The 12,819-nt window shown below is 67.9% G+C and carries 12 protein-coding genes, 4 pseudogenes and 1 other annotated feature; of the genes and pseudogenes, 8 read left to right on the top strand and 8 right to left on the bottom strand.

Annotated features, from left to right (window positions below; translation table 11 throughout):
* Positions 1-104: 104 nt before the first annotated feature.
* The 3 genes and pseudogenes from AC2W7K_RS15875 to AC2W7K_RS15865 form a co-directional block, all read right to left on the bottom strand.
* Complete coding sequence (locus tag AC2W7K_RS15875) at positions 105-410, bottom strand: hypothetical protein (RefSeq protein WP_198499370.1); 306 nt, start codon at positions 408-410, stop codon at positions 105-107.
* Between the two features lie 3 nt (positions 411-413).
* The gene (locus tag AC2W7K_RS15870; protein ID WP_198499369.1) at positions 414-761 is read right to left on the bottom strand and encodes a TraR/DksA family transcriptional regulator; all 348 of its coding nucleotides are present in this window, start codon (positions 759-761) and stop codon (positions 414-416) included.
* A pseudogene (locus tag AC2W7K_RS15865) lies at positions 761-1,279 on the bottom strand (ABC transporter ATP-binding protein); the annotation flags it as partial. The pseudogene AC2W7K_RS15865 and the gene AC2W7K_RS15870, both read right to left, overlap by 1 nt.
* Before the next feature lie 38 nt (positions 1,280-1,317).
* Between AC2W7K_RS15865 and AC2W7K_RS15860 the strand changes: the two are divergent.
* Complete coding sequence (locus AC2W7K_RS15860) at positions 1,318-2,856, top strand: recombinase family protein (RefSeq protein ID WP_259864523.1); 1,539 nt, start codon at positions 1,318-1,320, stop codon at positions 2,854-2,856.
* Between the two features lie 114 nt (positions 2,857-2,970).
* Here the strand turns inward: AC2W7K_RS15860 and AC2W7K_RS15855 are convergent, their stop codons facing one another.
* The 4 genes and pseudogenes from AC2W7K_RS15855 to AC2W7K_RS15840 all read right to left on the bottom strand — a co-directional run bounded on the left by AC2W7K_RS15855 (position 2,971) and on the right by AC2W7K_RS15840 (position 6,581).
* Complete coding sequence (locus AC2W7K_RS15855; protein ID WP_162228824.1) at positions 2,971-3,585, bottom strand: hypothetical protein; 615 nt, start codon at positions 3,583-3,585, stop codon at positions 2,971-2,973.
* Between the two features lie 20 nt (positions 3,586-3,605).
* A complete protein-coding gene (locus tag AC2W7K_RS15850) occupies positions 3,606-4,184 on the bottom strand; it encodes a single-stranded DNA-binding protein (RefSeq protein ID WP_162228823.1) in 579 nt (192 codons plus the stop codon).
* Positions 4,185-4,266: 82 nt separating this feature from the next.
* Positions 4,267-6,048 (bottom strand): annotated as a pseudogene (locus AC2W7K_RS15845) (type IV secretory system conjugative DNA transfer family protein).
* Between the two features lie 2 nt (positions 6,049-6,050).
* Positions 6,051-6,581 carry a hypothetical protein gene (locus AC2W7K_RS15840; protein ID WP_162228944.1) on the bottom strand — a complete coding sequence of 177 codons (531 nt, stop codon included), beginning with the start codon at positions 6,579-6,581 and terminating at the stop codon, positions 6,051-6,053.
* Positions 6,582-6,893: 312 nt separating this feature from the next.
* On the opposite strand from AC2W7K_RS15840, the gene AC2W7K_RS15835 reads away from it, so the two are divergent.
* The 7 genes and pseudogenes from AC2W7K_RS15835 (at position 6,894) to AC2W7K_RS15805 (ending at position 12,685) form a co-directional block, all read left to right on the top strand.
* Positions 6,894-7,982, top strand: a complete 1,089-nt coding sequence (locus tag AC2W7K_RS15835; RefSeq protein WP_198499368.1) for a tyrosine-type recombinase/integrase — start codon at positions 6,894-6,896, stop codon at positions 7,980-7,982.
* Positions 7,979-8,308 carry a helix-turn-helix domain-containing protein gene (locus tag AC2W7K_RS15830; RefSeq protein WP_162228821.1) on the top strand — a complete coding sequence of 110 codons (330 nt, stop codon included), beginning with the start codon at positions 7,979-7,981 and terminating at the stop codon, positions 8,306-8,308. The genes AC2W7K_RS15835 and AC2W7K_RS15830 overlap by 4 nt, the downstream gene beginning before the upstream one ends.
* 507 nt (positions 8,309-8,815) lie before the next feature.
* Positions 8,816-10,050, top strand: a protein-coding gene (locus tag AC2W7K_RS15825) for an IS3 family transposase (protein WP_486006386.1) whose coding sequence is annotated in 2 segments (ribosomal slippage) — positions 8,816-9,125 and positions 9,125-10,050 — 1,236 coding nt in all. Because the reading frame shifts where the segments join, the coding sequence is not laid out codon by codon here.
* Between the two features lie 105 nt (positions 10,051-10,155).
* The gene (locus AC2W7K_RS15820) at positions 10,156-10,398 is read left to right on the top strand and encodes a transposase (RefSeq protein ID WP_198499366.1); all 243 of its coding nucleotides are present in this window, start codon (positions 10,156-10,158) and stop codon (positions 10,396-10,398) included.
* Positions 10,356-10,484, top strand: a sequence feature (AL1L pseudoknot). Its footprint overlaps the gene before it by 43 nt.
* Positions 10,392-11,099, top strand: a pseudogene (locus AC2W7K_RS15815) (IS3 family transposase); the annotation flags it as partial. Its footprint overlaps the feature before it by 93 nt. The gene AC2W7K_RS15820 and the pseudogene AC2W7K_RS15815, both read left to right, overlap by 7 nt.
* A gap of 262 nt (positions 11,100-11,361) precedes the next feature.
* On the top strand, positions 11,362-12,432 hold the full coding sequence (locus tag AC2W7K_RS15810) for an IS110 family RNA-guided transposase (protein ID WP_198499364.1): 1,071 nt from the start codon (positions 11,362-11,364) through the stop codon (positions 12,430-12,432).
* Positions 12,416-12,685: an integrase core domain-containing protein gene (locus AC2W7K_RS15805; protein WP_198499363.1), complete on the top strand. Its 270-nt coding sequence runs from the start codon at positions 12,416-12,418 to the stop codon at positions 12,683-12,685. Before AC2W7K_RS15810 ends, AC2W7K_RS15805 begins: the two co-directional genes overlap by 17 nt.
* A 15-nt stretch (positions 12,686-12,700) precedes the next feature.
* On the opposite strand, the pseudogene AC2W7K_RS15800 reads toward AC2W7K_RS15805, so the two are convergent.
* Positions 12,701-12,819: pseudogene (locus AC2W7K_RS15800) on the bottom strand (IS3 family transposase); the annotation flags it as partial.

Here is a 12,819-nt window from a genome sequence, read left to right as displayed (position 1 = left end):
CGACCGTCACAGAAGGTCAGATTCGCGCCGCATTCCGTCACAGAAGGTCATGTCGCCGAGGCGGCCCGCCCTCCCCAGGCGCCTAGACTTCCGTCCCGAGTTCGTCAGTTCCCGCCGCGGGCGGTCAGCCAGTCGGCGAGCAGCGCGGCGCCGAGGAAGGCGATGAGCCACACCCCGCCGAGGATGAGAGCGATGACGGGGAAGAACACCACCGCGTAGTTGATCTCGAGCCACAGCCCCGACAGTGCGAGGAGTGCGCAGAGGAGGACGCCGATGCCGGCGATGAGGCGGAGGACGAAACCGGGCGTCGACCCGGTGCGCCGGCCCCGGGCGGCCTGGACGAGGACGAGCACGCCGGCGAGGAGCAGGAGCAGCGGGGGGAGAACGATGAGGACGACTCCGGCGGCCATCGTCTACCTCCCGGTGTCCCTGCTCGCGCACATCACGCACAGCGCCGCGTACGGGCGAGCGTCGAGTCGCGCCGGGGCGATCGGCTGTGAGCAGGCGGCGCAGATCCCGAACGTCCCGTCATCGAGCCGGGTCATCGCCGCGGCGATCGCGTCGAGGCGGTCACCGGCCTGCTGCCGCAGCGCGTCGGCCTGGCTGCGTTCGAACGCGATCGTCGAGCCCTCGGGGTCGTGCTCGTCGTCGCTGTTGTCGCCCTGCCGGGCAGCGGAGAGACCGTCGATCGAGGCGCTCAGCGACGCGAGGAGCGCACGGGTCTCCGCCTCCTCGTCGGCCAGCCGCTGACGCCAGTCCACTACGCCTCCAGCGCCTCGGTGGCCTCGAGCCAGCGCTCCTCAAGCGCTGCCGTCTTATCCTCGAGTTCCCGGACCTGCGCGGTGAGCGCGGCGAGTCCCTCGAAGTCGGCCTGATCGTGGACGGCCATCTCCTCGTGGAGGGCGGCCACCTGCGTGCTCAGCTTGTCCATGCGCCGCTCGATCGCCGAGACCTCCTTCGTCGCGGCCCGCCGTTCGGCGCCGCTGAGCTTCGGTGCCGACGACTCCTCCGCCGAGGCGGTCCCGGCGGGATCTGCACTGTTCGACCTCGTTGCCGGGCTCGACCCCGCGGCCTCCTCCGCGCGCAGGCGCAGGTACTCGTCGACCCCGCCGGGCACGTGCCGCAGACGGTGGCCGAGGATCGCGTACTGCTGATCGGTGACCCGCTCGAGCAGGTAGCGGTCGTGGGAGACGACGATGAGGGTGCCCGGCCACGAGTCGAGGAGGTCCTCCATCGCGGCGAGCATGTCGGAGTCGACGTCGTTGGTCGGCTCACCCAGAAATTCGATGGCAGATCCCAAGGGAGCACCTGTCTGCCATGGAAACTCAATCACTCGCTCTGCCGGTCGCCTCGGAAGTCAGAGCACTCATCTACACACGTGCCTCGATGGATCGCCACTACCTCATGCGATCCACCACCGACCAGGAGACCGACTGCCGCGCCTGGTGCGAGCAGGAGAAGTGGACGGTCGCCAAGGTCATCACCGACGCCAACCGATCCGCGTCGCGCTGGCGCACCCGCGAGCGCGAAGGATTCGAGGAGGCTCTGGAACTGATCGCGTCGAAGGAGTACGACGCCTTCGTGACGTGGGAGCCCTCACGTGCCGGTCGTGAGCTCCTGGCCTATGTGCAGCTGCGCGCCGCCTGTCAGGAGGCCGGGGTGCTGTACCTGACGAAGGGTCGTGTCTACGACTTCGCCCGCCACGATGACAGCTTCATGATGGGCCTGGAGTTTCTGAGTGCGGAGAAGGACGCGGCGATCATCCGCGACCGGCAGTTGCGCACGGTGCGGCTGAACGCGCAGAAGGGCCGCCCGCACGGGCGGCTGCCGTTCGGGTACCGGAGGGTCTACGACGAGCATACCCGTGCGCTCGTTCGCCAGGAGGTAGACCCGGAGAAGGCGGCGATCATCGTCTCAGCGGTTGACGAGATTCTCGACGGCGGGTCGATCAACCAGATCGTGACGCGCCTCAATCGTCAGGGCGTGCCCACGCCGATGAAGGCGACCTCTGATCACTCGCGCGGCTGGACGACTGCCACGATCCGGCAGATCATCAAGAGCCCGACGATCGCGGGATTGCGGATGTACCAGGGCGAGGTGATCGGCGAGGCGGACTGGCCCGCGATCATTCCGGTCAAGAAGTGGGAGCAGGTCAACCATCTGCTCGATGACCGAGCCAGGCGCACCCGCTACGTTCCCGAGGACAACCCCAGCCATCCGCGCTGGCTGCTGACGTTCATAGCGAGGTGCGGGTACTGCCTCCATCCGCTGGTGCGGATTCACGGCACGAAGGTGCGCAAGCGCACCGGGCTGCGTTCTGACAACTACAGCTGCGGGCGCCCCGGCTGCCGCAAGGTCAGCATCGATATGCGCAACACCGACGTGTACGTCACCGGCGTGTTGCTGGGCTGGTTGTCGAAGCCGGAGAGCTTGGCGGTGATCATCGGCCCGGAGGACGATTGGAGTGAGCGGGTCCGGGAGGCTGAGGAGCAGGCCGCTGCGTTGCGTCAGCGACTGGACGAGGCGGCGAGCGAGTACGCCGAGGGCCGGATCAGCATGACGATGCTCACCAGCATCGAACGTCGACTGATTCCGCAGATCGAGCAGGCCGCGAAGGCTGCGGTTCCTCCCGTCGCTGACAAGCAGTTGCTCTCGTTCATCCAGGAGAGCGATCTGGAGGCGGCATGGGACCGTCTGGAGCTGGTCGAGAAGCGTCGGCTGCTGAAGATGCTGCTGGACATCCGTGTGGAGAAGGCGATCCAGATGGGGCCGTACTTCAACCCGGATCGGATCAAGATCACGCCTCGCTACTCGGTTCCCGAGACGTATCAGTGGAAGCGAGCAGAATCGTCCTGATCGCAGCGCCCTGCCGCTCGGTCGGAGGCAGGAACGACGCGCCGAGCTCTCGCCCCCGATCCTGGAGTCGCGAGAGCTCGGCGTTCTCTTTCTGCACTGCGGTGGTGGTGGTGGTCATGGCAGTTCTCCGGTTTCGGGGTCGGCGCCGGCGTAGAAGGCGTCTTCGGCGGCGCGGCGCTCGGCGACTCGTGCGGCGACGTAGTCCACGAAGTCGCGGTCGCGGTCGGCGACGAACACGTCCTCGATCGGGTCGGGCGGGTCCTCGCCGGGCCAGGCGGTCTGCCGGGTGGGCCGGTCGCGGTCCAGACGGGTGCCGGAGGCGGCGACCCATTCGCGCAGCCGGGCGCGGGCGTCGGCGAAGTCGCGATGCCACCCGAACGGGGCGGACCCGTCCTGCTCGGGGTGGTAGGCGCACAGCCAATGCAGATGGAGAGCAGACAGTTCCCAGACCAGTTCGTCGTGGCGGTGCCAGAACGGCGGGATCACGCTGGCGGGCAGCCCGTAGGTGCGGCGCAGCCTTTCGACCCACCGGTTCAGGGCGTACCACTCCTTTTCGAGCACGTCAGCGCGCAGCAGGTACCAGTTCACCGGTCCAGGCGGGCCGGCATCCTCCTCGCCCTCTTCGGTGTCGTACTCGTCGTAGTCCTCGTCCAGGTCGAAGTCGTCGCCGGGCAGGCCATCGGCCTGCGGCTCGGCGGGGCTGTTGTGGTCGGAGGTCAGGTCGCTCATGATCGCGGTCTCCCTCGTCCTCACAGGCCCATCGCCGGCGGCTGCTGCACAGGACGCCGCGCCGACGCCTCGAAGGCAGACACCTGCTCCCGCGGCCCGGGCGGCGGCTGGGCCGGCCGCGACCGTGCCCCCTCCGGCTCCGGGGCCCGTTGGTGGGACGTGTCTCGTTCGGGGGTCTGCTGCCCGGCGGCGCGTTCGGCGACCTCGCGGCGGGGACTGCGGTCGACGTCGTAGCGGGTGTGGGCCATGTCGTGCCCGAGCCCGGTGGCGACGAACCGCTCCTTCATCTCGCCGGTGGACTTGCTGGTGTACTCCTCCATGCGACCCTCGGCGATGAAGTAGTCGCCACGGAGGAGATTCTTGTACGCGCGGACGGCAGCGCCCTTGTAGGCGACCAGATCGTGGTAGCTGTTCGGCAGCCGCGTGTAGGTGCCGTCGCTTTCGTAGTTCCAGTGCCGCTGCTCGACCTTCGCGTAGAACTTCGCCTTGCCCGTCGACGTGGTGTCCAGCGACGGGGTGGACACGATGCGTCCCTTGAAGGACTGGCGGACATCCGCCTCCGGCTCCGGGGCCTGCTCGGGGTGTGCTTCCTCGGCCATCGCTCTGCTCCTGTCTGCCTCATCGGGTCACCGAGGGCGGTGACCGTCGTGACAGGCAGGTGCACACCCGCTGTCCTGAGCTCTACGCGGAACGGGGGCGGCGCAGCAGTGCCTCGATCTCGCCGCGGTCCGTCTTCAGCTGGGCGGCGTCGGGCCGGGCCGGCCACGGGGTCAGATCGGTGACGATCGGTGGTGCGGCGCGCAGCAGGGTGACGGCAGTGCCAAAGGGCAAGGTCCGCAGCCGGTCGGGCGGGAAGACCGACACCCGCCGTACCGAGCGTTGGTTCTGCCGGGTGCCGTGATCGCCGAGGGTCACACTGTCGGTGTACTCGTCGCGCTCACCGATCAGCGAGGAGAGGTCTTGGAGATCTTTGCTGTTGGAGGCGCCGCCGAGGATGATCTTCACGATCGAGGCGTCCCAGATCGCGTTCGCCTGGTTCTCGTTCCACTTGTCGCGGGCTTGGGCGAGGGATTGCAAGACGGGCACGCAGGTGATGCCGGTGCCGCCGCCTTCGGCCATCAGCACCGGCAGGCTCGGCAGCGGTGCGAGATTGGCTATCTCATCCAACGCGAGCAGCACCGGCGGGTCCAGCCGGGCTCCCGGCGAGCGGGCCGCGATCCGGCGAGCGGTCTCCACGAGGTCTTCCACCAGGGCGGCCACCAGCGCGGCGGATGCGCCGGCACCGGCGCCGGTGGCGAGCAGGAACAGGGTGCCTTTGTCGCGGATGAACCGTTCGGGGTCGAAATCCTCGCCGGGGCCGGGGCTGACAGCATCGAGCACCCGCGGGTCGGCCAGCGCACCCAGGGCGAGGGACACGCCCTACCAGATCGAGTCCCGCGTGCGGGGGTCGGCGTCGATCATGGATTCCAGCGAGTCCGCCCAGCCGGTCGCCGCGTCGGGGTGGTTGGTGAGGATCGCGACCGCCTCGGCCGCCGCCGAGGGGTCGAGAGTCCACCGGAACAGCTCTTCCGGGCTCCGGTGGTCGAGGGCGGCGGCGTGCAGCAAGGCTTGGAGAGCGGTGCGGGTCTTCCCCTCCCAGAACCCGCCGGACTCCACCCCGCCCGCCGACAAACCGGTAGCGGAGGCGAGGCCGGTGGCGCGGATCATCGCCGTGAGCGGGTCGGCGCAGCCGCGGATGGGTGACCAGCGCATCCCCGCCGGCACGCCCTCGGCCAAGTGTTGAGGGTCGAACACGGCCACGGGCCCGATCCGTTTGCGGGCGCGCAGAGTCGCGGTGAGGTTGTCGGGCCGGGTGCTGGTGGTGATCACCGCGCCGGGAGCATCGAGGATCGCCGGGATCACCACATGCAGGCCCTTGCCGGAACGGGGCGGCCCGATCAGCAGGATCGAGTCTTCGACCGATGCCCATACCTCTTTGCCCTTGCTGGTGCCGAGCCGGTACCCCACGTCTGCCGGTGTCGGGTTGTCCAGGGAGGGGCGGAGGTTCGCGGCGCGTTGGAGCAGCGCCCGCGCTGAGGCCGTGGTGGTGATCTCATGCGAGGTGGCGATCCCGGCGGTGGTGTGCGGGTCGGTCTCGACCTTGCGGGCGTGGCGGCGCAGCCGCACCCACACCCAGCCGCCCGCGGCGGCGAGAGCGGTGAGCAGCACGACGGCGACCGTCCAGTAGGCGAACGGATGCAGCCCGTCCGCGTCGAGCGCGGCGGCGGGGTCGCCGGGCCGGAACAGCACCCCGACCCCGGCCGCCGGCCCGGCCGCCGGCTGGTCGGTGCCGGTGAGGAACGCGGCGATGCTACCGGCGGCGCGCAGGATGAGCGCGAGGCCGAACAGGCCGACCAGTCCGATCATGGCGGCGTTGGTCAGCTCGTCGCCGAGGCTGCCGGTCTGCCGTCCCTGCGACGCCATGCTCATCGCAGGGTCTCCACGACGATGGAGCCGGAGATACGCCCGACCAACACCACCTCATCCGCCCCTGAGCCGACGAACCGCGCCGGGTCGAGCAGGGCGCGGGCGGTGCCGTCGCCGGTGGCATCGGTGTGGGAGACGATGACTGCGACCGCCACGTCCTCGCCGGGCACGAACCCGTCCCCGGTGACCTCGACCAGCACCGGCCGGCCCGGCGTGCGCTTCTCCTTCTTCTGCGGCACCGGTTCGGCGGCGGCGGGCTTGCGGGGCGCGGCAGGGATGAGGTCGGTGAAGCTGGTGCCGTCGGCCTCGTGCACCTCGACCCGCACCGGCACCGCCCGCTCATCACTGGCCTGGTCGATGATCTGCGGGAACATCTTCCGCGACCACGCCCCGGTGTTCTCCGGTGGCGGGTGCGGGGCGCCGTTGATCGTGACGGTCATCGACCCGTCCGGCTGGACGTCCAGGACGACGGATCGCAATGACACCGGTGCGGACGCGGCCGGAGTGGGGCTGGTGGGGTTCTTTCTCATGCCCGCCAGGTGCGCCCCGCCCGTCCCGCGCCGGACACGCATGTTCACGCGAACCGTCAGAGCTTCCGACAGACCTTCAGGAATACTGACGAACCGTCAGCCACAGTGAAGAACCGTCAGAAATCCGGGGAACTTGCGGGGGTTTATCTCTAGAGCCGCAACTTTCTGACCGAGGTTCATGCCTCGCAGGTGCGCTCCGCCCGCCGCCGCAACGGACTTACCGCTTGTCGAGAATTCTGACGAACCATCATGATTCCTGACACTTTTGCAGTATTCTTGATGCATGGTCATGATTCGTGAAGCTGCGGAGTGATGAAGCTCGCTGCGGTTCGGAGTGTCGGAACTGCCAGGGGCTGGCGGTCCGAGGAGGATGCTGCCGACTTCGAGCAGGAGATCATCGACCAGTACGCTCTCGCGATGGCTGCCGCCGGGCTCAGCGACGGCTACATCGCGCAGTCCAGAGCAGTCGTGTTCGAGTTCCGTCACCATCTCGACGTCCCGCTGTGGCAAGCAAGGCCCTCCGACGCGGACGCTTTTCTGGCCGGGCTACGTCGGGCTGGGTTGGCGGTCACGACGCGGGCGAGCAAGGCGGGTGCGATCGCGCAGTTCTACGACTTCGCCATCGCCCGCTACCAGGGCGACATCAATGCGCTGACCGATTGGGTGATCGAGCAGCCCGTCGACGAGTACAACCGGCAGTCGGGCTCGTCGCTGGGCAAGGTCCGTGTGCCTCCGTCCGATGCGGAGATCGGCCGGCTCTTCGGCGGGTGGGCCGCCTCGCTCCAAGATGAGCGACGTTATCTGCCCGCCGCGAGGAACTACTTCGCTGCGTCGCTCTGGCGCAGGGTCGGGGTGCGCATCACGGAGAGCACGAAACTCGACATCCGTGACTGGCGGCCCGATCTCGGGGCGCTGGGTAAACTGCATGTCCGGTTCGGGAAAGGCTCGCGGGGACGAGGGTCGAAGCAGCGTCTGGTGCCTGCGATCAACGGGGCGGACAAGCTCATCGACTGGTGGCTCGGCGATGTGCGACACCGCTTCGGCCCCGACTGGGACAACCCGGATGCCCCGATGATCCCGTCCGAGCGGTTCGACCACGAACTCGGTCGTTCCTGGCGGGCCAGCGACGACGTGCTCCGGCGGGGCCTGACCCGAGCGACTGAACGGTTCTTGCCCGCCTGGGCCGGAGGACGGATGACGCCGCATGTGCTCCGCCATTACTGCGCGTCATCATTGTATCTGGCGGGCATGGACTTGAAAGCGCTGCAAGAGCTGCTGGGGCACCAATGGCTCTCGACCACGACGCAGTACATCCACGTCCCGGGCGAGCACGTCGAGGACTCGTGGATGCAAGCCAACCAACGGCTGGAAGACCGATTTGAAGGGATGACCACGCGATGAAATGGAACCTGCGAGTCCAGGCCGCCGAGCGCGGCATCTGGAAGTCGGCGGAACTGCGGCGGATGCTCGCCGACGCCGGGCTAGAGATCAGCCAGGGCAAGATGTCCGGGCTGTGGACGGGCACGCCGACCACGATCCGGCTGGACGATCTCGATGTCATCTGCCATGTCCTCGCCTGCAAGCCAACTGATCTGCTGGTGCCCGAGCCCGAGAAAGTCCGAGCACGCAAGCCCGGCACCCGTCGGCGGGTAGAAGCGAATGGGAGCACGAATATGGTCGCGCCCCGGTTCGGTCCGAAGAACGATCGGCCGCCGCCGCCGCTATGAGTCCGGCACGCGGCCCAAACGGACCCTTGAGTCCGCCGTTGCCCTGCACCGCGTGCGGGGTGAGGCCGGCCGCGTGGCTCACACCCCGAATCGACTTCTGCTACGACTGCATCCCCGGCGGCCCGTTCACACCGCCGGCCTGTAGCAAGTGCGGATCAACCGAGTATTACAGCCAAGGACTCTGCGCCCACTGTCACCCCGGCAGCCCCGGCTTCATCGGCTGGGACTGCCGCACGCTCAGGTGACAGTTGGGGTGTCAGGCCGCGAGATCCACGGCGGGGTTCATGATGGTCTCGTATTCGATGGGGGTCAATCGGCCCAGGCGGGCCTGTCGGCGACGACGGTGGTAGGTGCGTTCGATCCAGGTTGAATCGCCCCGGGTGTCGTGGAGGGTCTGATTCCCCGAGAGGATGATGACTATGCCAGCACCGAGGAAGTATCGGTGCTTGACCCCTGATCTTGGACACGCTGATTCCAGCACGATGCTGGGGAAGCGAGAATCCAAGGATGGCAAGGAAGAACTACACCGACGAGTTCCGGCGGCGGGCGGTGGACCTGTACGAGTCGACGCCTGGCGCGACGCTCAAGGGCATCGCGGGCGATCTTGGGGTCTCGCGGGGCGCGTTGAAGGAGTGGATCGACAAGCTCGGCTCCGGGACGACTGTCGGCGGTGGCATGGCGGTGCCTGATGGGCCGCGGCCGGAGTCGCAGGCGGCGCGGGTGTCCCGGCTCGAAGCGGAGAACACAGCGCTGAAGGCCGAGGCCCGCAAGCTCGAGACGGAGCGGGACATACTCCGTCAGGCGGCGAAGTATTTCGCCGGGGAGACGAACTGGTGAACCGCTTCCAGTTCGTCGAGGACCACAAGGACGCCTACGGCGTGAAGCGGTTGTGTGAGGTCATTCAGATCGCCCGATCCTCGTTCTACGCGTGGCTCGCAGCCGCGCCAGGACGAGCCAAGCGTCACGCTGCGGACGCGGCGTTGGCGGCGCGGATCCGGGTGCTGCAGGATCCCGACCAGGGCGGCGACCGCGCGTATGGTGCACCGCGGATCACCGCTGACCTCAACGACGGCGTCGCGCCGATCGAACGGGTCAATCGCAAGCGGGTCGCCCGGGTGATGCGCGAGCACCAGCTCGCCGGAATCCGGCTGCGACGCCGAGTGAAGACGACGATCCCGGACCAGTCGGGCAGGCGCTTCCCGGACCTGATCGAACGCGACTTCACGGTCGGCGAGCCGAACCGCAGGTACGTGGGAGACATCACCTACCTGCCCATCGCGGACGGCTCGAACCTCTACCTCGTCTCGGTGATCGACCTCGGCTCCCGCAAGCTTGCCGGCTGGCAGGTCGCCGACCACATGCGCACCGAGCTCGTCGAGGACGCCCTCCGCGCCGCGGCCCGCGAGCGTGGCTCACTGGCCGGCGCGATCTTCCACAGCGACCACGGCTCGGTCTACACCTCGAAGGCCTACGTCAAGCTCTGCAAGGACCTGAAGGTCATCCAGTCCATGGGAGCGATCGGGACGAGTGCCGACAACTCACTCGCGGAGAGCTTCAACGCCGCCCTCAAACGTGAGCTCCTCGCCGGACGCGCGGCGTTCCCGGACCAGGCCACCGCCTACCGGGCCGTGTTCCGCTGGGTGAACCGCTACAACACCCGCCGACGCCACTCCGCGATCGGCAACATCAGCCCGAACACCTACGAAGCCGCCGCATCCGCTACCCTCGCGGAAGCGGCATAACCGAACCGACACCGTGTCCACGATCGAGGGTCAAGGCCCCATCCGCAGGAGCTTCGTGCGCGTGCGATGCGGCTTGTCGCTGGGGCCAGGAAGGAAGATCCGGAGTTGTCGTTGAACGCGGCGGTGGTGCGGATCGGGCAGCGGACCGGCGTGAACGCCGACACGTTGCGGGGCTGGTGCAAGCAGGCCGCGATCGACGCGGGCGAGCGTCCCGGGACGACGACGAGCGACGCGCAGCGCATCAAAGCGCTCGAGGCGGAAGTGCGCGAGCTGAAGCGCGCCAACGAGATCCTGTTGGCGGCCTCGTCGTTCTTCGCGCGGGAGCTCGACCCGCGACTGCCGTGGTAGTTCAGTTCATCGATGATCATCGTGACCGGTTCGGAGTCGAGCCGATCTGTCGCGTGCTGACCGAGCACGGCGTCCAGATCGCTCCGTCCGGTTACTACGCGTTCAAGACCCGCCCCGCCTCGGCCAGGGCAGTCCGCGATGAGGCGCTGATCATCGAGATCGAGCGGGTGTTCTGGGACCGAAAACTCGGCCGTGGGATCAGCGGGGCGCGGAAGGTCTGGCGTCTGCTGCGCCGCGAGGGCATCGAGGTTGCCCGCTGCACCGTCGAGCGCCTCATGCGCCGACTGGGGTTGCGCGGCATCCGTCGCGGTAAGCAGGTCGTCACCACCCGGCCCGACGACTCAGCGCTTCGGCCGCCAGATCATGTGCAGCGTCAGTTCCGCGCGGACCGCCCGAACGAACTCTGGGTCGTCGATTTCACGTATGTGGCGACCTGGTCGGGTATGGCGTTCACGGCGTTCGTGACAGATGTCTACTCGCGCCGGATCGTCGGCTGGCGGACGATGTCGCGCATGCCGACCGAGCTGCCGCTCGATGCGCTCGAGATGGCGCTATGGGTGAGAGATCGGGCCGGCCAGGATGTCACCGGCGTCATCCAGCATTCGGATGCCGGGGCCCAGTACACCGCCCTGCGCTACTCGGACCGGCTCGCCGAGGTCGGCGCGATCGCCTCGATCGGCACCGTCGGCGACAGCTACGACTGTCAGTCTGTTTCTGCCGCATCCCGCGAGGATGAGGAAGTCCTGGCCGGAGCGTTCTGACCCTTGCATACGATTGGCCCGCAGGGTGCCTTGGCGTTGATCTGTCGAGCCTCCGGCCGGGCGCGCAGTAACCGCTGCCGCCGGATCGGGCGTGACCTGATAGGAGCCTGGAGCAGTCTCGACAACGCGTCCCCATGACAGTCCTGTCCACCCGCCGGCGACAGCGTGACACCACGCTAACCCGCAGGAGGAACAGGACAACATGACCGCACTCGAGGCCGCCCGTTCGGGGCACGTCGTCATCGGCGTCGACACCCACAAGCACATCCACGTCGCCGCGGTGATGGACTCCATCGGCGGGATCCTCGCGACCCTCACGATCGCGACCGACACGGCCGGGTTCCGGCAGCTGTTGGAGTGGGCGAACGGGTTCGGGAAGATCATCGCGTTCGGCATCGAAGGAACCGGCTCCTACGGGGCCGCGCTCACCTCGTTCGTCCGCCGCCACGGTCACAAGGTCGCCGAGGTCTCACGACCCGACCGGCGACTGCGACGCCTCAACGGCAAGTCGGACACCCTCGACGCGGAGAACGCCGCCAGAGCGGTACTCGCCGGGTTCGCGACCGCGATCCCGAAGACCGCAGACGGCGTCGTCGAGATGATCCGGCAGCTGAAAGTCGCCCACGACACCGCGGTCAAGGACCGCACGGGCGCGATGATCACCCTCAAAGCGATGCTTGTCCATGCCACCGAGGATCTGCGTCGGGAGACGGCGCGCAAGACGCAGAAGATGATCGCCCGCCACTGCGCCGCACTCCGACCCCGCGGGCTCGACACCCCGGAGGACGCGAACCGTCACGCGCTGCGGTCGATCGCGAAGCGCTGGATCGCGCTGAACGACGAGATCACCGACCTCGAGGCGCAGATCGAGCAGCTCGTGCTCCAGCGCGCGCCTCACCTGCTGGACGAGTTCGGCATCGGTGTCGACACTGCCGCGGAGATCCTCATCGTCGCGGGCGATAATCCTGAGCGCATCAAGAGCGAGGCGGCGTTCGCGAAACTCGCCGGTATCAGCCCCGTCCCGACCGGGTCGGGCATGACCAGCGGCAAGCACAGGATCAACCATGGTGGGCACCGGCAGCTCAACGCTGCGATCTACCGGACGGTGATCGTGAGGATGAGGTTCCACGAGCCGACGATCGCCTACGTCGCCCGCCGCACCGCCGAGGGCAAGAGCAAGCGCGACATCATCCGCTGCCTCAAGCGCTACGTGATCCGCGAGGTCTACCACCTCGTCAAGACCGACCCCCGAACCGGTGAAATCGCGAGTTGACAACTATAGGAGCATCAATGCCCTGGCCGAGACCGTCGTCGGGCTCTACAAGAACGAGTGCGTCAAGATCGACGGCCCGTTCCGCAGCCCGGATGACCTCGAACTGGCGACGTTGTCCTGGGTCCACTGGTTCAACGAGAACCGGCTGCACTCCTCGATCAGCTACCTCACCCCGATCGAGAAGGAGAACGAGTACTACCGTGAGAACACCTCCCAGCGACAGCCGTCGCTGGGACAACCCGCCCTCCACTAAACCCGGGGCGATTCAGGTGATGATCGCGATGCGGAGCTCTTCTCGAGTCCGCCAGCGCTTGCGGTCCAGGACGTTCTTCTGCAGCAGCGCGAAGAAGGACTCCATCGCGGCGTTATCTCCGCCGGCACCGACTT

Source organism: Brevibacterium sp. LAARM2_SD2 (assembly GCF_057364785.1).
Note: the sequence above shows the minus strand (reverse complement) of the source record. Positions and strands in the feature narration are given on the sequence as shown.